Genomic DNA, 21,948 nt, shown 5'->3' with positions numbered 1-21,948 from the left:
AAGCCAGCGGTGTTGTGTGGGTGAGTCCTCAACGTCGGTACCACAAAGGGGAGGTCCGTTGCGTACCACGGTTCCTCACAGGAAGTGCCTCCGGCGGCAAGGGGGCGTGGCCCCCTTGACCCCAGCCTGCCGGGGCACGTTGGGTTTGACGTAGCAACGCCGTGCCGGCAAGGACGCGGTTCGAGCCAAAGGCAATTCCCTCGCTCGCGCTTCGGGCTGATGGACGTCTCGGGACGACTACTTTCCCATCCGGATCCGCGCCAACGTGCTGAACTTGGCACTCCCTCCCCGCGGCGGCACCAGACGGAGAACCGTCGGCAGCCAGACCGGTTTCTCCTGCTTCTCTTCAACCAGCTCTTCGACGACCGGGAGGTTGGGATGCCGCGTCCCCGCATAGGGCTCGGGCGTTACGGGAGTGATGTAGAGCCGCTTCTTGGCGATGAACTCGGCGATCATGTCGGCAAAGTCCTGCGACATCCGGGTCCACAGCACGACCTTCGGATCGGCCCGCAGGACGAGCCCGAAGTCACCGCCCTTCTGCGCAAAGTTCCCGAAGTCATTCAGCAGCCGGTCGAACGTCACGTTGTCGTAGAACCGCACGTGCTCGACAACCGCGGCTGCGATCTGACCGTGCTCCGCCAGCTCCAGCCACTTGAGCTTGGGAGCCGCGCCGCTTCCGTCCTGAACATCCTGCTCGCCGCGGCGTTCTTCCTCCTCCATGATCTGCATGATCCGGCTGTCCGGAGTCGCCGGGCGGCAGCGGGTCCGGGCCCACTCCCGCAGGCCGAAGATCTGGTCCTCCATCGTGACGGAGAGCGGGACCAGGAGCTCCCGGGCATCGTCGAGGTCCTTGTCGCTCAGCATCCGCCCCTTGCTGTAGGACTCGATGATCGCGGCGTTCACGATCTGCTCGATCTCGGCCCCGCTGTAGCCTTCCGTGTTGTTCGACAGAGTTTCGATGTCGAACTTGTCCGGCTTCCAGCCCCGCTTCTTGAGGTGGATGCCGAAGATCATCTTCCGCTCGTGGAAGTTCGGCAGGTCGACGAAGAACATCTCGTCGAAGCGACCGCGCCGCAGGAGTTCCGGGGGGAGCTTCGAGACGTTGTTGGCGGTCGCCACGACGAACACCGGCGAGGTGTGCTCCTGAAGCCAGGTCAGGAACCGGGCGATGATCCGGGACATCGTGGCGTCGCCGCCCGAGCCCGCCTCGGAGTCGAAACCGGCAAACGCCTTGTCGATTTCTTCAAGCCAAAGCACCGAGGGAGCGATCATCTCCATCAACCGCAGCACTTCGCGGAGGTTCTGCTCGGAGCCGCCGCGCGTCGATTCGAGGAGGTTCGCCATGTCCATCCGGACGAGCGGGAAACCGAGGACGCGGGCGATCGCTTTGGCGCTGAGCGACTTTCCGCACCCCTGGACCCCGGCCAGCAGGACCCCCTTGGGATAGGAGATGCCCCGCGCCCGGGCGTCGGACGAGTAGGCTTCGGACCGCTGCTTCACCCAGTCCTTAAGGGCCTCGAGTCCGCCGATGCTGTCGATGCTTTCGTCGAGGTCGAAGAACTCCAGGAGGTCCGAGCCCTGGACCATGTGCCGCTTCTCGCGGACGAGCGCCGGGTAGACCTCCTCGGTGATCTCTTCGACGCCGGTGAGGGCTCGCGCGAAGGCTTTCCCGGCCTCGCGGGTCGTGAGGCCCAGGACCGCTTTCACCATGTGTTCTTCGTGGTTCGTCTCGACGGTCCGACCGGGCATCATGCGGTCGATGGTCGAGCGGAGGACGTCGGTCATTTCCTCGATCCCGGGGAGCGGGAGTTCGATTGAGGTGACGTCTTTGAGCAGTTCGATGGGGGTATTTTCGACCGGCCCCATCCAGACGAGGGTTTTCCGCTGTTCCGCCAGGATCGGCAGGAGGTCGCGGAGCTTGCGGGTGATTTTGGGGTCGCTGAGGTAGGGGTGGAAGTCCTTGAGGAGGAACAGGTGGTCGGGCTCGACGCGGGCGATCTGGTCGAGGAGTTCGAGGGGTTCGGGGACGGTTGTCTGGCGGGAGTCGAGGGGTGGTTGGGGGCCGCTGGTGATGGACCAGACGACGAAGCCTCGTTCGAGTTCGAGGGCGAGGTCGGCGAGGAGGTTTTCCCAGCGGTCCTCTTCGTAGGTGCGGAGGCTGATGAGGGAGTAACGGGAGAGGATCCGCGAGCGGAGGTCGTCGAGGACTTCGGTGGTCGTCATGGAGCGTGCCGGGGAGCCAGAAGCGAGGGGAGGTTGATCAGTCTACGGGTGTGAGGCGCGCCCCGCCATCGGCGCACGTGATCGCTCGAACCGCGTCCTCGCCGGCACGACTCCCATAGCTCAGACCCGACGTGCCACGGCAGGCTGGGGTCAAGGGGGTCTCACCCCCTTGCCGCCGGAGGCACTTCCATGAGGAACCGTGGTAAGCAACGGACGTCCCCTTTGTGGTGCCGGCGTTGAGGACTCCCTCACATCACACCGCTGGCTTTGCAATCCCCGCGGGTTGGTGAGGGGCATACGACACGTTGTTCGCGTTTGGACACTAACGCCTTCAGACATCTCTAGACGGGGAGGCCTCCGGCGGGCAAAGGGGCGTTGCCCCCCTTGCATCCCCCCACCAGGGTGCCCCTGGACCCAGCGAGATGGGATCGCGCTCTCTGGACGCGTCCGATGAAATCGAGAGACTGGACGCATGGGCCGAGACATCTCTGGCCACACCTCTGTTTCCGGTCAAAGGCCATCGACCGTGGGCAACATCGAATCCGAACACCCCGCCGCCACCCCGGACTCCCCCGCTCCGTCGCCCGACCTGACTCCCGCGCCCGACACAGCGCTCACTCTGACGCGGCGCGACCGGCTGTTCCTCAGCGGCTGCGCACTCGTCATCCTCGCCCTCATGACCCTGCGGATCGTCTCGCTTCGACTCCTCCGCCCCCCCGAAGTCGAAGTCTTCCGCTCACCCGAGAACACACTCGCCATGCGGGTCGAGATCAACTCCGCCACCTGGGTCGAGTGGATGCAGCTCGAAGGGATCGGCGAAACCACCGCCCGCAACATCGTCGCCGACCGGGAGAAGCGAGGTCCGTTCCAGAACGTGGAAGACGTCAGCCGCGTCCGAGGCATCGGCGACGCCAAACTCGCCGCCATGCGGCCCTACCTGCAATGCTCGGACTGCGACAAGTAGCGGACTGTCCTCTTACTCATCGTCATCCTGAAGCACCCTCACGGCCGTCAGCACCAGAAAGTGATCCGACAACTTCCGACGGTGGTCCTGCGACGAAGTGGGAGTCAGGACATACTGGTTCGAGTACCGGAACTCCTGCTGACCACTCGGAATGAGGATCCGGTCAAACGGGCTGCGGTACATCCCCTTGTCATACGTGACGACATTGGCCGAGTTCAGGTCCGTAAACCCCGCCTCCTTGTACGCCACCAGCGCCGGCTCCGTCTCGCTCAGGCAGTTCGTGTCCCCGAGCAGCACGATGTCCTCATCGTGGAAATGTGCCTTGATCGCCGGAAGCTGCGCCACCAGAGCCTCCGCCTCCTGCCGCCGGATCTGCTCCGTCGCGGGGAGCCCCGGCATCGAGTCATCGACACGATTCGACTTCATGTGAAGCGGAATGAGAACGAGGTCCGTCTTCCCCTCCCCGGCCGAGAACTTCACGGCGTGCGGAATCCGGTTCCACGTCGCGTCGCTCGCGAAGGCCACAGGGACCTTCATCGGCTCTCCCACCATCGTCGCCCGCTTGCGGTTCCAGGCGATCCCCGTGTGCCGCTCGGGACCGTCCGTGCGGTTGGCGAACAGAACGTAGGTCCAGTCCGCATCGTCCCCTTCGTTGACCCGCTGAAAGATCTGATCGAGAGCGGGACTCGTCATCGTCTCCGGAACGCCGTCGGTGTCCCAGATCTCCTCCAGGGCGAGGATGTCCACATCCGCCACCAGGAGATGCTCCGCAATGGCGGCGGGATGCTGGTTGGGGACACGGCCGCCGAGGTTCTCGATGTTCCAGGCGCCAATCTTGAGGTAGTCATCTGCGACAGCTGTACACACCGGAGTGAACAGAGCCAGAACCACCACGAAAGCCGAAAGAGACCGGTACGGCATCGGTGCCTCAGAGATGAACGGAGAAGGACGTGGGCCGGCAGACAGTGTCGCGATCCATTTTTAGAGCGTGTGAAGAGACGCAGCGTTGCGGGGGACTGCCGCGGCGAATCCCTCCCCAGGCCCAAACAAAAACCCCGGAGGTCATCCGGGGTTTGATCGATCGCAGCGTTGGGGAATCGGCGAACTACTTGCCGACTTTGAATCCCTTGCCGAAGGCGGTGTCCGAGAAGACGAGATCCCGCTGGGCATCCCCTTCCGCGGCAGCGACCTTCCCCTGGCACTTTTCACAGCAGAACTTGACGGTCACTTCGCCGACCTTGGCCGTCTTGTCCGGGTTGATCTTGCCGCCGGAGAGCGGGCACTTTTCCTGGGTCGCCTGCCCGGTCTGGACGAGCTGCTGGTTCGCCTTGGAGGCGTACTTGGCGGTGTCACCCTTGAAGGCGTCCGGGCAGCCGGGGCAGCAGAAGTAGACCTTCGCTCCCTTGTAGTCGACCGAAACGTCCTTGGTGATGTCCTTGCCGGACACCGGGCACTTGCCGGTAATCTTGTCTTCGGCCGCGCCGGCCAGAGTCACAACGAGAGCCAATCCGAGCAGAGACAGAAGTCCGCGTTTCATTGAACGTTCTCCCTGAGACGTTTGAGGGCCAGAGATATTTTAACGGACAGCCCGGACCGATCCGGGCTGGAGACATCGAGGCCACTTGGGAACGGTAACACGTGGGAAAGTTCCGATCAATTGTAGTCGGAACCGAGCGGCCGCCGACGCGGGGATTCTGCAGACCGGCCGAATTTCCTGGGGAGCAGGTCGCATCCCCCTGCGCCGGAACGCTACACTCGGGTTGACGATCAATCCTGGCATTCAATTCCTTCGGTCTGGCATGGAGCAGTCGACCGCCATCTCGCCCCCCTCTCCGACGCTCACGCAGCCGGGGACTCCCGCCAGCCGCCCGACAGCGGATCAGGTCGTCGACGCTCGCTCGCTCAATCTGCCCAACGCGATCACGCTGAGCCGGCTCGTGCTTTCCGTGGTCCTGTTCGGCCTCATCTGGTCGGGACGGTACTGGCAGACCTCGGCGATCGTCTTCATCGTCGCCGCGGCGACGGACTTCCTCGATGGCTATCTGGCCCGTAAGTACGGTCAGGTCACGGTCCTGGGACGGATCATGGATCCGTTCGTGGACAAGATCATCATCTGCGGGGCGTTCATCTTCCTGCAGCAGTGGGCCGGCAGCGGCGTCAACGCCTGGGTGACGCTCATCATCGTGGGCCGCGAGATGTTCATCACGAGCCTCCGCGGGTTCCTCGAACAGCGGGGGAAAGATTTCTCCGCGGCGTGGATCGGCAAGTGGAAGATGGGGGTGCAGTGCGTGGCGGTGTCGCTCGCCCTGCTCTCCCTCAGCCCCGAGTTCCGCGAGCTGTGGAGCGAATCGCTCGGTCTCTCCTGGACCGCGCTGATCTGGCTGCGGAACGGGACCGTGATGGCGACCGTGGGAATCACGGCCTACAGCGGCATCGAATACACGTGGCGGGCGCTGCGGCTGCTGTCGGAGTAATGCCGGGTCCAGGGGCACCCTGGTCAGGGAGTGCAGAGGGGAGAATCCCCTTTGCCCGCCGGAGGCTTTGGCCGTCGAGAGATGTCTGAAGGAGCCAGTGTCCAAGCGCGGACACAGTGCCGGATGCCCCCTCACCAATCCGCAGGGACCGCAAAGCGGGCGTTGAGTCCTCAACGCCGGTTCCTAAAAAAAACGAACATCCGCTGCGTGCCGAGCCCAGAAGGAGGCTCTACTTCTTCCAGCGGAAGATCCGGTGGTTCATGCTGTCGACGATGTAGAACGAGCCGTCCGGACGGACATGCACGCCGTGCGGCTCGTTGAAGGTGATCATGAGCGGATCGCCCCCGGTTCCCGAATCCCCCTTCTTTCCCGTGCCAGCGACGCGGGTGATCCGACCGTCAGTGGGGGTGTACTTCCGGATCACGTGGTTCGCCGTATCGGCGATGATCACGTTGTCGTCCAGGTCGATGCACAGGTGCTTCGGACCGTTCAGCGTCGCCAGCTTCGCGTCGCCATCGTCTCCCGTCAGCCCCGCCTTGCCCGTTCCGGCGAGGGTGTAGATCTTGCCATCGGGACGCACGACGCGGAGAGCGTGGCCGCCGCGCTCCAGGATGTAGACGTTCCCCTTCCGGTCGACGGTGCAGGCCCGCGGATCGACTAGCGGAGAGGTCCTGGCATCCGCGCCATCTTCCGGAAGGCCCTTCTTGCCATTGCCGGCCACGAGATCCACGACACCGGTCCCCATGTCGACAACGCGGATCCGGCGGTTGTCGAGGTCAGTCACGTAGAGCTTTTCTCCCGCCGGGTTGAAGGCGATGCAGAAGACGCCGGTAAAGAGAGCGGACTTCGCCGGTCCGCCGTCGCCGCCGTACTTCTTCTCCCCCGTCCCCGCGAAGGCTTCGATCACGCTGCTCTTGGGATCGTAGCGCCGGATACGGTTGTTCCAGGTGTCGGCCAGATAGACCTGTCCGTCGCGGCCCATCGCCAGGCTGTGCATCCCGTTGAACCGGGCCTGTCGCGCCGGGCCGCCGTCCCCATCGCTTCCGGTCGTCCCGTTCCCCCCGAGGATGCGGAAGGTCCCCTTCGTGTCGATCCCCAGGAGCCGTTCTCCCTTCAGTTCGACGACGTACGCGTTCCCCGCGGTGTCGAAGTCGATGCCGAACGGCTGGACGAACTTGGCCTCCGCTGCCGGGACGTTGTCCTCCCCCGTCCCTCCGCCGGCGAACAGGACCAGTTCGTCACCGCGGGCGGTCGCGATCGGTCCCAGGAGCAGGCCGAGAATCAGAAGCGTGCGCATCACGGAGACCTCTCGCTGAAGGACGCAGGGAAAACCGAAGACGGCGAAGCCACCGCTCAAGCGGTCGCATCGACGTCGGGCGCGAACCCGCGCCGCATCGTGTTCTCGGAGACGCAGACCGGAATCAGGAACTGGAGCAGGTAGTCCCGCCCCCCGGCCTTGGAGCCGATCCCGGACATCTTGTATCCGCCAAACGGATGCCGCTGGACCAGGGCCCCGGTGATGCCGCGGTTGATGTACAGGTTTCCGACCTGCAACTCCTGCTTCACCCGCTGCAGGTTGCGGGGGCTGCGGGAGTAGATCCCGGCGGTCAGGGCGTAGGGGGTCCGATTGGCGAAATCGATCGCCTCGTCGAGGTTTTTGGCCCGGATCACGGCGAGGACGGGCCCGAAGATCTCATCCTGGGCGATCCGCGCCGTCGGCTCCACATCGGCGAAGACGTGCGGGCCGACGTAGTAGCCCTCCTTCGTCAAGCCATCGGCTCCCATGGCGACGATCACCCGGTGCTCTTCCATCCCGACGGCGATGTAGTCCTGGATCCGCTTCTGGGCCTCTTCGTCGATCACGGGGCCGATCGACGTCGCGGGCTCCTCGGGCGGACCGATGCGGAGGCTTTCGACCGCCGGCTTGAGCCGCGCCAGGAAGGCGTCGTAGACCGCTCCCAGGACGATGACCCGCGAGCAGGCCGAGCACTTCTGGCCACTGTAGCCGAAGGCACTCTGGAGGACGCCGAGGACCGCCTCGTCGAGGTCGGCGTCGTCGTCGATAATGATGGCGTTCTTCCCGCCCATCTCGGCGACAACCCGCTTGACCATCGACTGCCGCGGGTCGGTGTCGGCGGCGTCCTTGTTGATCGCCAGCCCCACGGCCCGCGAGCCGGTGAAGACGATCATGTCGACGTCCGTGTGCGCGACGAGCGCCGGTCCCAGTTCCTCGCCGATACCGGGGAGGAAGTTGACGACGCCGTTCGGCAGTCCGGCGTCGCGGAACATTTCCATCAGCTTGGCCGCAACGACCGAAGACTGTTCCGCCGGCTTCATGACAACGGTGTTGCCGGCCACGAGCGCCGCGACGGTCATCCCGGTCAGGATCGCCAGCGGAAAGTTCCAGGGGGCGATCACGCCGACGACACCGCGGGGGCGGTAGGTGTAGGAATTCTCCTCACCCGGGAAGTCGCACTGGACGGTGACCGAGAGGTCCCGCATCTGGGCGGCGTAGTACATGCAGAAGTCGATCGCCTCCGCGACGTCGGCGTCCGCTTCCGCCCAGGTCTTGCCGCACTCGTAGATCTCCCAGGCGGCGAGCTCGAAGCGGCGGTTCCGCATCTCGGCGGCGATGACTTCGAGGTACTCCGCGCGCTGCTGGGCAGGTGTGCGGGACCAGCCGCGGTAGGCGCGGCGTGCGGCGTCGACCGCTTGCGGGACGTGGTCCGGGTGGGCGGCGGCGAGCGTGCCGACGACCTGCTTGCGATGGGCGGGGTTTTTCGACGTCAGCTTGGCGCGGGTGTCGATCGTCTTGCCGTTGATGACGAGGCCGTACTCGCCGCCGAGCTGGTCCGCGACATCGGCGAGGGCCTGTTCCATCGCTTCCCGCATGTCATCGCGGCTGAAGTCGGTGGGGGGCTCGTTCTGGAAGGGGTAGCCGGTGACAACCCATTCCGGCGGGGCCGGTTTGCCGGCGATGGGGGAGACGACGGTGTCCGAAGCGTCCGCCGCCCCGGCTTCCATTCCGAGCTCCTCATTCCGCTCGGTCACGTCGTCGACCGACGTCGTGGGGGACGAGGTGGACGAAACTGCCGTAGCCTTCTTCTTCGCCATTGATCGATCCATCTCCATGAAGCGGGAGACATCCTCCCTCTCCGGTCCGTCACCTGCTCGGCGATGCCGATCGCGGGTGGAAACCCGAAGTGTATCGGGGGAGGAACCGGCAATGTAGCGATCTCAAGAGAACGGTCTTCTCTCCGGTGCATTCGCCGATCGGTGGTCACCCAATACTGGCCCGTCGGGTCCAGGGGCACCCTGGTCAGGGGATGCAAGGGGGAGAATCCCCCTTGCCCGCCGGAGGCCTGGCCGTCGAGAGATGTCTGAAGAAGCGCGTGTCCAAACGCGGACACCGTGTCGTATGCCCCCTCACTAACCCGCGGGCATTGCAATGCTCGCGGTGTGTTCTGAGGGAGTCCTCAATGCCGGTCCCACAAAGGGGACATCCGTTGTGTACCACGGTTCCCCATCGAAAATGCCTCCGGCGGCAAGGGGGCGTGGCCCCCTTGACCCCAGGCTGCCGTGGCACGTTGGGTTTGAGCTATCGAGTCACACCGGCAAGAACGCGGTTTGAGCCAGCGGGACAAGCCCTCGTTGACCGACCACCATCCAGCGAATGCCCCCACCTACAGACCTTACCGAGGATCGTTATTCTCCGGCCGCCCCTCGATATAGAACCAGTTGTGGATCGGTTTGAGGATCTCTTGGACCTCCCGAACCAGCTGCGCATCGATCGGCTCCTCGGCCCAGCGGGCCCATTCCCGAACCCGTTCCGGCCGGGCGGTGCCGGTAATGCAGGTCGAGATTTCGGGATTCGCGATCGAGAACTGCAGCGCCAGCTTGGCGATGTCGCTTCCCGCCTTTCGGCAGTGCTCCGCCGCCCGGCGGGCGGTCTCGCGGACGAGCGGGGTCGCCTTGTGCCACTTCGGAAGCGGATCGTTTGAGAGAAGCCGGGCGGAGAACGGCGCGGCATTCATGATTCCAACCTTCTTCTCCTTCAGGTACGGGATCAGGTCCCCGAACATCGTGTTCTGAAGCGTGTAGTGGTTGTACGACAGGACGACGTCCAGCGGAGCCCGGTCGAGGACGTAACGGAAGATGTTCATCGGGTAGCCGCTGATCCCGACGTACTTCACCTTCCCCTTTTCCTGCTCCTTGCGGAGGGCCGGGAGCGTTTCCTCGACGATCTGCCGCATGTCGACAAACTCGATGTCGTGGCAGAGCATGATGTCGATGTACTCGACTCCCATCCGCTCCAGGCTGATGTCGACGCTTTCGAGCACGCGGCGGGCGGAGAAGTCGAAGTGCGTCCCGCTGTAGCGTCCAAGCTTGGTGCTGAGGACGTACGACTCCCGCGGAATCCCCCGCAGAGCGACACCGAGCAGCACCTCCGACATGCCGCGGCCGTAAAAGGGTGAGGTGTCGATGTAGTTCAGCCCGCACTCGAGCGCCGCGGGGACGGTTTTGAGGGCTTCGGCCAGATCGACCTGGCGGAACTCCTGACCGAGCGAGGACGCTCCGAAGCTCAGGACGGGGAGGGTCAGATCAGTGTGAGCGAGAGGGCGGCGCTGCATCGTGGGGATCCGAAGGTGCGAGTGGCCCTCGGATTGTGAAAGCGTCTCGGCCGGTTCGCAAACCAGAACCGCCAACCGATGTGGCGAGCGGGGGGCGGCAGCCCCCTGATGACGCGTTCAACCCGGCTCCCCCGAAGGAATTGAGCCACAGATGAACACAGATGCACACAGATCAAGGCGACCACGACAAGAGAGTCCCGGCAGGGACGACAGAAAATAGCCCCCCGTTTCAACGGGGGGACACACGTCGACATTTCGATCGAGTCCCGCCAGGGACGGAAGAACACAACGGTTCGCGGTCTCCCGATTCTCTCTTTCGTCCCTCACGGGACTGCCCGTGCGCGGCGGCCGATCCCCACCACTGAAGTGGTGGGCTATTTTCGGCCGTCCCTAACGGGACTTCAGCGCGCAACAACACATCTCCACAAAGGCGAGCGGGGGGCGTCAGCCCCCCTGATAGCGCCCAATACGGATTCCGGCGTTCTCCCAATCTCGGGTCTGATGCCCAGTCACGGTGGCTTCGCGGCAAGCGACGCCTGATCCCGAATCAGGGGGCTGACGCCCCCCGCTCGCCGGCCTGAATGCCCGCCTTGGCGATCCGCTCCCGCCATTCCGTCAGCGGCCGGGCGACCTTCCAGTTGTCGCTGTTCTCCTCGGGAACGATGTGGATCAGCACCACCTCGACCGTCTGATAGAGCGAGAGATCCTGTTTCTTATCGGCGAGCTCGACGACCTGCTCCGCCTTCGCCTCCGAGCGGGCTTCATCGGCCAGCGGACTCTCCGACACGCGGAGGACGATCCGCAGCGTGTTGACCGCGCCCGGCTGGTGGCTCTTGTGCTTGCCGCCGATCACCTGCGGCTGCGAGCCCGGAAACCGCTCGGCGAGGGCGACCTGCAACTGCCGGAACGGCCGGGTATAGAGGTCCCAGTAACCAAACAGCGCGCCGATGACCAGGAACGCAAACCCGAACATCCCGAACACGACCGTCCGCCCCGAGATCCGGCGATCGCGGTCGGCCCGGAGGACTCGGGGGGAGGCAGGTTCGGGTTCGGTCATGGGACGAGTTGCCAATGTGCGGCCAGGAGGACCTCAGACGCCAAAGATCCGCTCGACGTTGCCGCGGAGGATCTGCTGGCCGAGGGCGATCGCCCGCTCTTCGGGCCAGCGGCGGTTCGTCACGTATTCGTCGGCGAGGACCTTCGAGAGGATCCGGCGGTACATCCGGAACTTCGGCAGGCCGAACTCCAGCTTGTACATGTCGCTGTAGTAGCCGATCTGCTTGTTCTGCGGCACCGCCTCGATCCGAGCCCGGGTGTCGAGCTCGATGTAGGACGGGATGTTCGAATACCACCAGTGCCCGTTCGTCACGACGTTCGGGAAGATCCAGGCGTAGCTGACGAGTTCCTGGTTACTCGTCTGGGCCAGAACCGAGACCGGGAACGTGACCTGCGGGAAGGAGTTGAACAGCTCGCGGTACTGGATCAGCGAGACCCGCTGGTCGAACAGATCCTGTCCCTGGTAGACACCCGCCGCGTAGACCTTGCGGTTAACGCCGATCATCAGGTCGAACGGCAGCTTGTGCTCGGCGCAGTGCTCGGCCAACGTCCAGAAGACGTGCTGGCTCAGCAGTTCCGCATCAGACGGGATCAGGTCCCCGCCGGCGGCAACGCGGCGGAGGATTCCTTCGACCGTCAGGCCGTCGACTGGCCGCGGCGTGAACGACGGCGGGAGCGAGATCGCACACGCCTTGGCGTTGTGGTTCACGAAGTGCGTGAACAGCGCCCCGATCGCCTTGCGAAGGGTCACCGAGTCACCGACCTCGATGCCGGTCGCCTTGGCGAGCCGCTCGCGGGTCCCGGGCTTCGTGAAGTGGAAGACCAGATCGTCTGTCCGCAGGCAGGGGACGTAGCGCCGCGTGTCGAACCCGGTGAGGGGATCGTCGTAATCGTTCGTCAGGAACACCTTGTCGAGCCGGCTGATCTTGAGGACCTGCTCTTCCCAGTCCTTCTGTGCCATCTTGGCCGAGGCGGCGTCGTACAGCTTTTCCCAGTTCTTCGAGGTGATCCGCTCCTCCTCGAAGCCGAAAAACGTGCGGCAGAGATCCATCAGCCAGTCGAGCTGGGCCGTGTTCTCCAGGTCCGCGACCTTCTCGACGAGCCGGCCCACCTTCTCCTTGGGGCCGATGTCCGGGCTCTCGATCTTGGACTTCGGCAGTCCGGCCGAGTGCGCCAGCTCGGTGTAGTAGTGGTATCCCATGATGTCGGCCAGCGTCTTCGACGCAGCCGCATGCGGGTTGATGTGCGAGTGCGGATCGATCAGCGGAAACCGCTCGAGTTCGTCGAAAAGGCGCTGATGGAGTGGAGTCATTGGAAAGTCCTGGGGCCCGGAGCATGGAGGCGAGGGCCAGAGGAGGAATGGATAGTTCGATTGTCGCCGAAGCCGTTCGGACGACGATGTCGGCGTTAGGGGATGACCTTCTGCCCCGGGGGCTTGAGGCCTCGCCCCTAGGCCATATTCACATACACCTTGAGGTGGGTTCCCTCAGCCAGCAGACTCATGATCTTCTTGGGATCATCAATCCCCTGCACCGGCGTCGTCAGGATCTTCTTCGTGACGCCGGGGAACATCACCTCACCCAGCGCCATGTCGGCAATCCCCTTGGCAAAGTGCGTCCGATTGCCATTCACCGAGCCGACGAGCAGCTTGTTCCCCAGCACCCACTCCAGGTTGACCTTGTCCGAAGGAAAGTCCGAGAGGGTCTTGCTGCCGCCCGTGACGCTCGTCCAGACCAGCGCTCCGTTCAGGTTCAAGTACCGCATCGCCTCGAAAGCGACATGGCTGCTCCCCGTCGCCTCGACGATCAGGTCGGGGCGCCCCGTCTTCTTGACCAGTTCCTCGACCGGAGTCTCCTTGGTGCTGACATACGTCGCGCCGTACCCCCGGCAGATCTCCTCTTTCAGCCCCGGATTCGGGGTCCGGGCCAGGGTGTAGACCTGCAGACCACGGAGCCGGAGCATCATCGTCGTCAGCAGACCGATCTGCCCCGAGCCGGTGACCCAGGCGACCTTCGGCTCCCACACCTGCAGCCGCTGCTGCGCCAGGTACGCCTGCTCGATCGCCTTGGCACACACGCTGGCGGGCTCGGACAGAACGCCGATCTCCTTCATCCCGACGGGCACCTTGACGATGAACTCGGCGTCATCGACGAACTTCGACGTCATGTAGCCGTGCCGCAGGTTGATCCCGCGCTCGTAATACTCCTCGTGCCCCGTGATGTCGTTGCGGCCGATCTTGTCGTAAATCGTCGGCCCAGGACGGCGGACCGTGCAGGTGCAGTAGTCGCCGGGTTTCACATGGTCGACATTCGGACCGACTGCCTCGACCTGTCCGAAGACCTCGTGTCCCAGCACCAGGAAATCGAACCCCTCCGGCGCCCGACCGTAGAGAGCCTCATCGATCTCCTGATCCGTGGCGTCGACGCCGACCTGCAGCGTGCGGACGAGCACACCCCGTCCCCCGGGGATCTCCTCAAGGCGGGGTTCGGGAAGATCGGCGACGTGAGCGGAGTGCTTCACTCCGGCTCGAACGGCGAGGGCTTTCATGGACGGTCTCGTGTGGCGATGGACGCCTGTGAACTCTCGGGAAAACCGGGAGCTTAGTGGACGGCGGCGGGGGGAGTCGAGTAGTCCCGTCGCATTGAGCTGTTCGGAGTGCCTTCGCGGGAGGGTGTCCGTCGACGCGAACCACGTCCTGGCCGGCACGACTATGCCAGCTCAAACCCAACGTGCTACGGCAGCCTGGGGTCAAGGGGGCCACGCCCCCTTGCCGCCGGAGGCACTTCCATGAGGAACCGTGGTAAGCAACGGATGTCCCCTTTGTGGTACCGGCGTTGAGGACTCAGAGCTCGCTCTGGAATCCCCGCGGGTTGGTGAGGGGGCATACGACACGGTGTCCGCGCTTGGACACGAGCTCCTTCAGACATCTTCCGGCGAGACAGCCTCCGGCGGGCAAAGGGCCAAGAAAACAACACAGGCCCCTCTGCACTCCCCACCAGGGGTTCCCCCTGGACCCCGGTTTCTTGGGCCAGGGACGTTGGATTGGCGTGACGCGACTCACGCCCGGCGACCATTGGCTCAGTTGACTACGTTTCTTGGAGGCTGGCCAAGCAACACACGGCGACAGTTCTCACTCCCCTTGATCCGCATGTCATCCAGCCCCTGCTCCGAATAAAACGCGGAATGCGGATTGATAATGATCCGGTCGTGCGCCGGATGCGACGGGTCCCGCCACGCCCGGATCAGCGGATCATCCGCCGGCGGCGGCTCAATCTCCAGAACGTCCAGCCCCGCCCCCCGCAGATGATTCGCCTCCACCGCCCGCAAGACCGCATGAGCATCCACACACCCGCCCCGGGCCGTGTTGACGAGATACGACCCCGGCTTCATCTGGGCAATCGTCTTGTCGTTGAGAATGTGCTGCGTCTCCGCAGTCCGGGGCGTGTGGACGCTCACCACATCGCTCTGCCGCAGCAATTCCTCCAGCGTCTCGCATCGCCGAACGCCAAGCGCCTTGTCTGTCCCGTCGACAACATACGGGTCGTAGAAGACGACCTGGAACCCGAACGCCTTCGCCCGCAGCGCCGTGGCAGTCCCGATCCGGCCAATCCCGACGACGCCGAACGTCAGGCCGCGGAGCCGCTGAATCGGACGGACCTGCTCATAGATCCACGGCCCCTGATCATGCTGGCAGCGGCTGTTGAGGTAATGCACCCCTCGCATCAGCGTCAGCATCATCCCGATCGCCGAGTCCGCAACTTCTTCAGAGCCATAGTCCGGAACGTTCGCGACGTTGATCCCCCGCTCCCGCGCGTAGGCCCGATCGACGTTGTCGTACCCGACACCGCAGCGAACGATCAGCTTGCACTTCTTCAGCCGCTCGATCGTCTTCCGCGTGATCGAGATGAAGTGGTAGAGCATGATCGCGTCGGCCTCTTCGATCCGACCGACGAGGTCCTCCTCGCTGAAGGCATTCAGCGCGACGATGTCGGCGATGTCCCCCAGGATCCGCTCCTCATGCGTGAGCGGTGGGTTAATGAAATCCGAGACGACGACAAGCGGACGAGCCATGGCAGAAGAGCGCGATCGAGGAAGGAGCGAACGATCCAATCCGGAACGTCGGACGTTAGCAGCCCCGCGCCCCGACGGAAAAGGTTCGGTCGAACAGAAGCGGAATCCGAGGCCCGGGGGCGGCAGAAGTCACGGGTCGAAAGGGCGACGGAGCAACCCATCGAAGACGGGCGATATTCGAGGTTGTCATGAGCTGCCGCCGGTCCGCTTTCAGCGCAACTTGAGCCCGAATCGAAGCGGCCTTCCGAACAAACAAGACGGTGCCGGGCCGCGCGGAAGAATCGATCAAGATTCCCCAGTCGCCCGTCGATCATTGGGGAGGCACGCTCCGACGCAGGTTCGACCCTGCGGGTGAGGAAGACCGTGACGTCGACACCCCTCAGCGGCAAGAAATGCCGTTGAGGCGCCGATGACTATGTCTGTCGAGACAGCCCTGCGGGCTTTTCCGCGGGTGCCGGGTCTCCGTGCCGGGAGGGAACCCAATGCGGCCCACATTGCGATTGTTCTGCGGCGAGGACGAGGCCATTGCCCTGTCGCTGCCGAAGAAGACGATCACCTTCGGGGAACTGACCAAGCTTTTGAGCGACGCCGTCGACTCGCGCCGGACCTGGCTGCGGGACTTCGCCGACGATGAAGTGGCGATCACGCCCGATCTCTACGAGCTGCTGACTGCCTACAACCGCGTCCGCCCGGGAGCGTGAAGGTCGATAGGTCGGGGGGGGATGGGCTCGCAACGCTAGCCCAAACCGCGTTCTTGCCGGCGCAGTGTCGTTTGCTCAAGCCCAACGTGCTACGGCCGCTGGGGTCAAGGGGGCCACGCCCCCTTGCCGCCGGAGGCACTTTCGTAGCGGAACCGTGGGACACAACGGATGTCCGCTTTGTGGAACCAGCGTTGAGGACTCCCTCAAACCGCACCGCTGGCTTTGCAATCCCCGCGGGTTGGTGAGTGGTCATACGGCACCTTGTCCGCGCTTGGACACTTGCTCCTTCAGACATCGCTCGACGAGACGGCCTCCGGCGGGCAAAAGGGCGTTGCCCCTCTGCACTCCCCACCAGGGGTAACCCCTGGACCCCGGTTCTTGGGCCGGGAATGCTGGGGGACGCGGATGCGTATGTATGCTCAGCCCTAGACTCAGCAACGCCCGCCGATATTTCACAAAAGACCAGAATGCGGACCGTCACACCGCCCGCAGAACCGCGGCGACGCTCTGACCCATAATCGTCCGGTTCACGCTCATCGCCACGGAATTCCGTAGCCGCATCGGCTCGCGGACGACGTTAAGACGCCGGCACGCCGGGTCCGGATGCTCGTAGTTGAGCGTCATCGGCAGGCGGCCGTTCCGCAGGGCGAGGATGCTTCCCGCCAGCTCCACCGCGCCGGTCCCGGCATCGAAACTGCCGAGATAGCTCTTGAGGGCGGTGACCGGAATCTTCTCCGCCTCGGCGCCGAACGCCTGGTGGTACGCAACCGACTCGACGCAATCGTCGCGGCGGGTGCTCTTGCCGTGGGCGTTGATGTGTCCCAGGTCGCGAGGGGCAAGACCCGACTTCTGGAGCGACTGGCGGATGGCGTTGACCAGCCCCGCCCCCGTCGCCGCCCCGGTGCCGTCGCCATCGCAGCCGGCGCCGATCCCGAGAACTTCGCAGTAGATGTCCGCCCCGCGGGCCACGGCGTGGCCGTAACGCTCCAGGACGAACACCGCCGAGCCTTCGCCCACGACCGCGCCGTCGCGGTCCCGGTCGAACGGCCGGCAGGCCCGCAGCGGATCGTCGCTCCGGGAAAGGTCTTCGTAGAGGCAGATCCGGGAAATATCGACCGGATGAATGTGCGAGCTCGCCGCGCCGACGACCATCACGTCCGCCTGGCCGCGGTTGATGACGCGGATCGCCTCCTGCATCGCCAGGAGGGCGGAGGCTTCGGCGCTCGTGATCGTGTTGTTCGGGCCGCGGGCGTCGTGCTCGATCGCCACGTGACAGGCGGGCATGTTCGGAAGCTGCCGCAGGAGCCAGAGCGGGGCAATTTTCCCCATCTCGCTCTCGCCCCAGCGGGTGAAATTCTCGTCGTTCGTGCTGTCCTGGTAGGTCCGGGCCGCTTCCGCCAGTTCTTCCGGCGTGAACGAGATGTGGCCGCAGCCGAATTCGACCCCCATCCGCTCGGGATCGACGTCCCCTCGCCGCAGCCCGGCGTCCTTCATGGCGATCGAAGCGGCGGAGACACCCAGCTGGACGTCCCGCGACATGACCTTGAGGAACTTCTTCTGATAGATGAAGTCGAGCGGATTGAAATCGCGGACTTCGGCGGCGAGCTTGGTCGGAAGCGCCTGGTTCGGAACGGCGCGCAGCTCCCCGATCCCCGATCGACCTTCGATCAGGTTCCGCCAGAAGTTCTCTTTGCCGATACCGACCGGCGAGATGACCCCCACCCCGGTGACAACCACGCGGGGGGCGTGTTTCTCAGCCATCATAGACTGACCCCATACGGAACGACGTGTTCCTCCCCGTCCTGGGACACGGTGCCGATCCGTGGCTCAAAGGTACCCAACCTCTGAAGACCACTGTCCGAACTTCAAGCGCAACGGTGACGACCGGAGACCCTTCCGGAGATCAACGTACCTGAATCCAGCCAGAGGTCGTTGCAACGGTGTGTGTCAAATCCCCGACCCAATTCGGCGACCTGACCCCATTCATCGACTTTCCGTGGGTGAATCAATACCCGAAGGAACAGGCGGGGTCAAGGTTTTGCGCCCAACAAGTGGACACCAGAACACTAAACCGAGGGTCACTTCCCATCGGCAGGAACGCCGCCACGTGGCGATCCTGGTGAGCCGGCATGACCCGAAGGACAGGATAAACCAGAAAAAACAGAGAAACGAGGCAATTCCTCGCTACGGAATCAGAAGCCCCGATCCCGCCGCCCGGTCGAGACGCTGAAGCCAGTTGTTGTTCTCTTCGACACGCGTGTTGGAGCTCTCCAAGGCCCCCTGTTCGATCTGAATGGCAGTAGCGATCGGCGCCACGTCCTCGCCTCCCCCTGGAGGCATCAGGAGGCCACCGCCGAGCGGATGCTCCTTGAGCTCCCCTTCCCGCGGAACCGTCACGAGGGAGATGCGGCCCAGTTCCGTCACCTTCTGGTCCACGGAACGGCTCTGGGCGAGACCGTCGGGTGACACCGCGAGGACAGCGGAGTCCTCCGGCACGCGCATCTCCCCGGCCAAGGGAAAGACCGTCTCGCCGATCTTCACGCCGAGGCGCCGCTCACTGTCGAGTGCCATCGTTCCCCGGCGGGTCAGCGCCGTGCCATCCTGAGTCACGACCTCGAAAAAGCCGTCGCCAACGATCGCCAGATCCCAAGCGTTTCCGGTCTGCTCGGCCGGGGCCCGGCGAAGATCGATCCGCAGGGCCGCCGCGCGACAACCCGGCGATCCACCTTGGTCGACGTCGACGATCTCGGGGAGGAACTGGCGGTAGCCGGGAGTCGACGCGTGCAGCAGGTTCCGCTCGAGCTGCCGCACCGTCGCCGGAGCGACTGCGGCGGACCGCGGGACCATCTCCGGAGCGGAGGGCAAGGAGGCGAGTGGCGACGAGTGGACCGGGACGGGCGGAAGGTCCGCCGTCTGCGGCAGACCGGGCCCCGGCATCATGAGTCCCGGGGAGCCACTTCCCATCGATTTCCAGAGGTTCAGAATCTCGGCCGCCGCCTGCGGAGGGACGCCATGCAGGGTGTCGCGCCAGACTTCCCGTTCGTGGGGCGAGCCTCCCTGGAGTTCGCTGTCCACAAGGCTTTCGAGCGGTGAGGGCGCGGCGGATCCGCTGCTGCCAGCGGGCTTCAGCGGGGCGGCCTGGGTCTCGGGAAGCGGCTTCGGTTCGGAAACCACCGGCCGCTGCGGCTCGAATTCCTCAGCCGCTCCTTCCCGGGCCCCGATCGTCGTCGAAACGCCGAATTGCGGGCGGAAGGCATCGGCATTCACGATCCGGGGCCGCGCCGGAGGGGAGTCGGCGTCGGGAGCGGGATACGGCTCAAAACGGGAATCGGAGCCAGCCGGGAGCAGGGAGAGACGGGGAGAACCGTCGCCCGGACCTTCGTTTTCCGGCAGGATCAGGGACAGGCGGGGGCCATCGGCCGCTGCGGGCCGCTTGCGGGTCGCGAGGGACCAGGAGAGGTGGCCGACGGCGAACCCGATGGCGATTCCGAAGACCGCCCCGCACACAAAGTGACCGCGTCCTTGCGACATCACCGCTCTTCCCCCTTGATCTTCCCAGACGGACGACCCTGGAAACTACCGCGGCGATGCAAAACGGGACAAGACCAGTTCTTGCGGCGGTCATCCGAAGACCCCTCCCGCGCGCGTGACCATCCGGTCGGGCGTTTCCCTCAGGGCTGCGACAGGAAGCGTTTCAGGTCAACCTGCGGCCGGTCGATGACCTGCTTCTCCTCATCCTGATAGGTGTTGTCGAAGCGGTTGGCGTTCGCGATCTGCAGCCGAAGCGTCTCGGGCTCGTAGTACAGCCATCCCCGGTCTAGACCGCCCACCGACCACACGACGTCGACTTCGCCCGCTTTGATCGTCAGTTCGCCGCCGTCGTACTTTCCATCTGTGTAGAGCTCGTACACCCGCCCGCCGCCGGTCACCTCCTCCTTGGCTCCTTTGGCCAGAAAGCGGTAGCGATACTTCACCCCGTTCTCGTGGGGCTGCTCAAAGACGATCGCGGCCACCCCCTTCTCCGAGACGGCGACCACCATGGTGTCCTTGTAGAACACCGGCGCGGAAATCGGCTCGCGCGATTTGCGGGCTTCGCCGCCGCCGACTGCGTTGCCGACGGCCATGAGGCCGACTCCGGAGACCAATGCCGAGGCAACAAGAACTAGGCCCTTGACGCGCATGCTTCCGTCTCCGCTTGCCGGTGAACCGTTCGACAGCCGTGCGGGCAGTTTGCCGTTCCAACGTTTAGGGCGTCAATTCCCGATCGGGAGGTCACGGGTCATCGGCCATCCCGTTGGCTCGAACCACGCCCTCGCCGGCACAGTTCCCATCGTTCAAACCCAACGTGCCACGGCAGCCGGGGTCAAGTGGCCAAGAAACAACACAGGCCCCCTTGCCGCCGGAGGCGCTTCCATGAGGAACCGTGGTCAGCAACGGACGTCCGCTTTATGGAACCGGCGTTGAGACTCAACACTCGCCCTGGAGTCCTGGCGGGTTGGTGAGGGGGCATCCGGTACGGTGTCCGCGTTTGGACACAAACTCCTTCAGACATCCCTCGACGGCCAGGCCTCCGGCGGGCAAGAGGGCTTCGCCCCCTTGCATCCCCCACCAGGGGTGCCCCCCTGGACCCCGACTACGTCGCCAACGTTCGGCGCACAACCAGCATCACGACTGCGTCGCGGCACTCGCCCCACGCGCCAACTCTTCATCCCACTCATCAAGCAACGGCCAGTCCACAGCACACGTCCCGAAGTCCGCCATGTGCTGGTACTCCGTCAGACGGTCGATCGTCTTCTGGAGCATCTTATTGTCCTTGCGGAAGACCGGGCCGTGGCTGGGGAGGAGCCATTCGACATCGCCCTTCTTGATGCGCTCCAGCGACTTGATGAAGGCGGGGAGGTCCGACCCGTGGTGGGCGTCGATGTTGCCGACGCAGCCGTCGCGGTAGATGTTGTCCCCAGAGAACAGCAGGTTCCCCATCCGGAACGAGAGCTGGGCCGGGGCGTGGCCGGGGGTGTGCCAGACTTCGAGCTTGAGGTTGCCGAGGGTCAGCACGTCTCCTTCGTCAATCGTCCGGTCGAAGCCGACCTGGGGCAGGTCGATCGAGATCCCCTGCGCGGTGATCTCGGCGTAGGTCATGATCCGCTCGCCTTCGCGGAGGAGCCCTTCGGCCTGCGGGTGTCCGACGACCTGGGCCTGGGGCATCAGTTCCTTGGCCCGCTTGAGTCCCTGGATGTGGTCGACGTCCGCGTGGGTGGCGACGAGGTAGCGGCAGTTGGCGAGGCGGAAGTCGAGTTGGCGGATGAGTCCCAGGATGTCGTCGAGCGTGTCCTGGTAGCCGATGTCGATCAGCATCCAGTCGTCCCCGTCGTGGACGAGATAGACGCAGCAGCCCAGGCGGCGGCGGGCCTGGTGGTTCATCTCGATGACGTTGGGGAACAGTCCGGTCCGGGGGGGCATGGGCGAAACCTTCGACTCACGTGGCGAATGGAGCGAGGAGTTTACCGCATTGCCGTCGCTACCGTGTAGCCGCCGTGTCCTTATGCCATCCATAAGGTACGAGAAGGGACCCGATCTCAACTCCGGGTACCGCCGCTCCAGCCGGTCGTATAGTTCCGAGATGCCCCAGTGAAATGCGCCCAAGGCAAGAATCCACAGCAGGCAGGCCGAGCTCAACGTCAAAAGCCCAAGGATCGACCACCCCCTGGCCACCCAGAAACAGCCCCAGGCAGCACACGCAAAGAGAAGACTGATCAGCGGCAGCGACAACTTGAGATAGAATCGCCAACGAGCATCGCGGATCGCTCGTGCCCCGAGAAACCCGCTCA

General features: G+C 64.5%; 17 protein-coding genes. 3 read left to right on the top strand and 14 right to left on the bottom strand.

Going from position 1 to position 21,948, the window contains the following annotated elements:
- Positions 1 to 237 precede the first annotated feature (237 nt).
- Positions 238 to 2,223: an AAA family ATPase gene (locus tag VT03_RS25660; RefSeq protein ID WP_075095640.1), complete on the bottom strand. Its 1,986-nt coding sequence runs from the start codon at positions 2,221 to 2,223 to the stop codon at positions 238 to 240.
- Between the two features lie 526 nt (positions 2,224 to 2,749).
- Here VT03_RS25660 and VT03_RS25655 point away from each other — a divergent pair.
- Positions 2,750 to 3,187: a ComEA family DNA-binding protein gene (locus tag VT03_RS25655; RefSeq protein ID WP_075095639.1), complete on the top strand. Its 438-nt coding sequence runs from the start codon at positions 2,750 to 2,752 to the stop codon at positions 3,185 to 3,187.
- A gap of 12 nt (positions 3,188 to 3,199) precedes the next feature.
- Here VT03_RS25655 and VT03_RS25650 read toward each other — a convergent pair whose 3' ends face one another.
- Together VT03_RS25650 and VT03_RS25645 are read right to left on the bottom strand one after the other, a co-directional pair.
- The gene (locus VT03_RS25650) at positions 3,200 to 4,108 is read right to left on the bottom strand and encodes an endonuclease/exonuclease/phosphatase family protein (protein ID WP_075095638.1); all 909 of its coding nucleotides are present in this window, start codon (positions 4,106 to 4,108) and stop codon (positions 3,200 to 3,202) included.
- 184 nt (positions 4,109 to 4,292) lie between these two features.
- Positions 4,293 to 4,724, bottom strand: a complete 432-nt coding sequence (locus VT03_RS25645; protein ID WP_075095637.1) for a YHS domain-containing protein — start codon at positions 4,722 to 4,724, stop codon at positions 4,293 to 4,295.
- 262 nt (positions 4,725 to 4,986) lie between these two features.
- Here VT03_RS25645 and pgsA point away from each other — a divergent pair, with 262 nt between their 5' ends.
- Positions 4,987 to 5,661 (top strand): CDP-diacylglycerol--glycerol-3-phosphate 3-phosphatidyltransferase, encoded by a 675-nt coding sequence (gene pgsA / locus VT03_RS25640; RefSeq protein ID WP_082846537.1) that lies wholly within the window; start codon positions 4,987 to 4,989, stop codon positions 5,659 to 5,661.
- A 229-nt stretch (positions 5,662 to 5,890) separates the two neighbouring features.
- Here pgsA and VT03_RS25635 read toward each other — a convergent pair whose 3' ends face one another.
- The 7 genes from VT03_RS25635 to VT03_RS25605 form a co-directional block, all read right to left on the bottom strand.
- Entirely contained in the window at positions 5,891 to 6,958 is a 1,068-nt protein-coding gene (locus VT03_RS25635; protein ID WP_075097297.1) for a hypothetical protein, read from the bottom strand.
- Positions 6,959 to 7,014: 56 nt separating this feature from the next.
- Positions 7,015 to 8,775, bottom strand: a complete 1,761-nt coding sequence (pruA, locus tag VT03_RS25630; protein WP_075095636.1) for an L-glutamate gamma-semialdehyde dehydrogenase — start codon at positions 8,773 to 8,775, stop codon at positions 7,015 to 7,017.
- 578 nt (positions 8,776 to 9,353) lie between these two features.
- Positions 9,354 to 10,292 (bottom strand): aldo/keto reductase, encoded by a 939-nt coding sequence (locus VT03_RS25625; protein ID WP_075095635.1) that lies wholly within the window; start codon positions 10,290 to 10,292, stop codon positions 9,354 to 9,356.
- Between the two features lie 547 nt (positions 10,293 to 10,839).
- Positions 10,840 to 11,349, bottom strand: a complete 510-nt coding sequence (locus VT03_RS25620; protein WP_075095634.1) for a hypothetical protein — start codon at positions 11,347 to 11,349, stop codon at positions 10,840 to 10,842.
- 33 nt (positions 11,350 to 11,382) lie between these two features.
- Entirely contained in the window at positions 11,383 to 12,660 is a 1,278-nt protein-coding gene (locus VT03_RS25615; RefSeq protein ID WP_075095633.1) for a glucuronate isomerase, read from the bottom strand.
- Between the two features lie 137 nt (positions 12,661 to 12,797).
- Complete coding sequence (locus VT03_RS25610) at positions 12,798 to 13,895, bottom strand: glucose 1-dehydrogenase (RefSeq protein ID WP_075095632.1); 1,098 nt, start codon at positions 13,893 to 13,895, stop codon at positions 12,798 to 12,800.
- 531 nt (positions 13,896 to 14,426) lie between these two features.
- A complete protein-coding gene (locus VT03_RS25605) occupies positions 14,427 to 15,419 on the bottom strand; it encodes a C-terminal binding protein (RefSeq protein ID WP_075095631.1) in 993 nt (330 codons plus the stop codon).
- A gap of 482 nt (positions 15,420 to 15,901) precedes the next feature.
- On the opposite strand from VT03_RS25605, the gene VT03_RS25600 reads away from it, so the two are divergent.
- Positions 15,902 to 16,120, top strand: coding sequence for a hypothetical protein (locus VT03_RS25600; RefSeq protein ID WP_075095630.1), 219 nt, complete (start codon positions 15,902 to 15,904; stop codon positions 16,118 to 16,120).
- A 477-nt stretch (positions 16,121 to 16,597) separates the two neighbouring features.
- On the opposite strand, the gene VT03_RS25595 is transcribed toward VT03_RS25600, so the two are convergent.
- The 4 genes from VT03_RS25595 to VT03_RS25580 form a co-directional block, all read right to left on the bottom strand.
- Positions 16,598 to 17,884, bottom strand: coding sequence for a beta-ketoacyl-[acyl-carrier-protein] synthase family protein (locus VT03_RS25595; RefSeq protein WP_075095629.1), 1,287 nt, complete (start codon positions 17,882 to 17,884; stop codon positions 16,598 to 16,600).
- Positions 17,885 to 18,304: 420 nt separating this feature from the next.
- The gene (locus VT03_RS25590) at positions 18,305 to 19,651 is read right to left on the bottom strand and encodes a hypothetical protein (protein WP_075095628.1); all 1,347 of its coding nucleotides are present in this window, start codon (positions 19,649 to 19,651) and stop codon (positions 18,305 to 18,307) included.
- 140 nt (positions 19,652 to 19,791) lie between these two features.
- The gene (locus tag VT03_RS25585; RefSeq protein WP_075095627.1) at positions 19,792 to 20,244 is read right to left on the bottom strand and encodes a hypothetical protein; all 453 of its coding nucleotides are present in this window, start codon (positions 20,242 to 20,244) and stop codon (positions 19,792 to 19,794) included.
- A gap of 541 nt (positions 20,245 to 20,785) precedes the next feature.
- Positions 20,786 to 21,580, bottom strand: a complete 795-nt coding sequence (locus VT03_RS25580; protein ID WP_075095626.1) for an MBL fold metallo-hydrolase — start codon at positions 21,578 to 21,580, stop codon at positions 20,786 to 20,788.
- Positions 21,581 to 21,948 lie beyond the last annotated feature (368 nt).

Source organism: Planctomyces sp. SH-PL14, from assembly GCF_001610835.1.
GTDB lineage: Bacteria > Planctomycetota > Planctomycetia > Planctomycetales > Planctomycetaceae > Planctomyces_A.
Note: the sequence above shows the minus strand (reverse complement) of the source record. Positions and strands in the feature narration are given on the sequence as shown.

Coding starts and splice junctions, on each gene's coding strand:
- VT03_RS25660 (WP_075095640.1), bottom strand. CDS start 2,223: ATGACGACCACCGAAGTCCTCGACGACCTCCGCTCGCGGATCCTCTCC.
- VT03_RS25650 (WP_075095638.1), bottom strand. CDS start 4,108: ATGCCGTACCGGTCTCTTTCGGCTTTCGTGGTGGTTCTGGCTCTGTTC.
- VT03_RS25645 (WP_075095637.1), bottom strand. CDS start 4,724: ATGAAACGCGGACTTCTGTCTCTGCTCGGATTGGCTCTCGTTGTGACT.
- pgsA (WP_082846537.1), top strand. CDS start 4,987: ATGGAGCAGTCGACCGCCATCTCGCCCCCCTCTCCGACGCTCACGCAG.
- VT03_RS25635 (WP_075097297.1), bottom strand. CDS start 6,958: ATGCGCACGCTTCTGATTCTCGGCCTGCTCCTGGGACCGATCGCGACC.
- pruA (WP_075095636.1), bottom strand. CDS start 8,775: ATGGCGAAGAAGAAGGCTACGGCAGTTTCGTCCACCTCGTCCCCCACG.
- VT03_RS25625 (WP_075095635.1), bottom strand. CDS start 10,292: ATGCAGCGCCGCCCTCTCGCTCACACTGATCTGACCCTCCCCGTCCTG.
- VT03_RS25620 (WP_075095634.1), bottom strand. CDS start 11,349: ATGACCGAACCCGAACCTGCCTCCCCCCGAGTCCTCCGGGCCGACCGC.
- VT03_RS25615 (WP_075095633.1), bottom strand. CDS start 12,660: ATGACTCCACTCCATCAGCGCCTTTTCGACGAACTCGAGCGGTTTCCG.
- VT03_RS25610 (WP_075095632.1), bottom strand. CDS start 13,895: ATGAAAGCCCTCGCCGTTCGAGCCGGAGTGAAGCACTCCGCTCACGTC.
- VT03_RS25605 (WP_075095631.1), bottom strand. CDS start 15,419: ATGGCTCGTCCGCTTGTCGTCGTCTCGGATTTCATTAACCCACCGCTC.
- VT03_RS25600 (WP_075095630.1), top strand. CDS start 15,902: ATGCGGCCCACATTGCGATTGTTCTGCGGCGAGGACGAGGCCATTGCC.
- VT03_RS25595 (WP_075095629.1), bottom strand. CDS start 17,884: ATGATGGCTGAGAAACACGCCCCCCGCGTGGTTGTCACCGGGGTGGGG.
- VT03_RS25590 (WP_075095628.1), bottom strand. CDS start 19,651: ATGTCGCAAGGACGCGGTCACTTTGTGTGCGGGGCGGTCTTCGGAATC.
- VT03_RS25585 (WP_075095627.1), bottom strand. CDS start 20,244: ATGGCCGTCGGCAACGCAGTCGGCGGCGGCGAAGCCCGCAAATCGCGC.
- VT03_RS25580 (WP_075095626.1), bottom strand. CDS start 21,580: ATGCCCCCCCGGACCGGACTGTTCCCCAACGTCATCGAGATGAACCAC.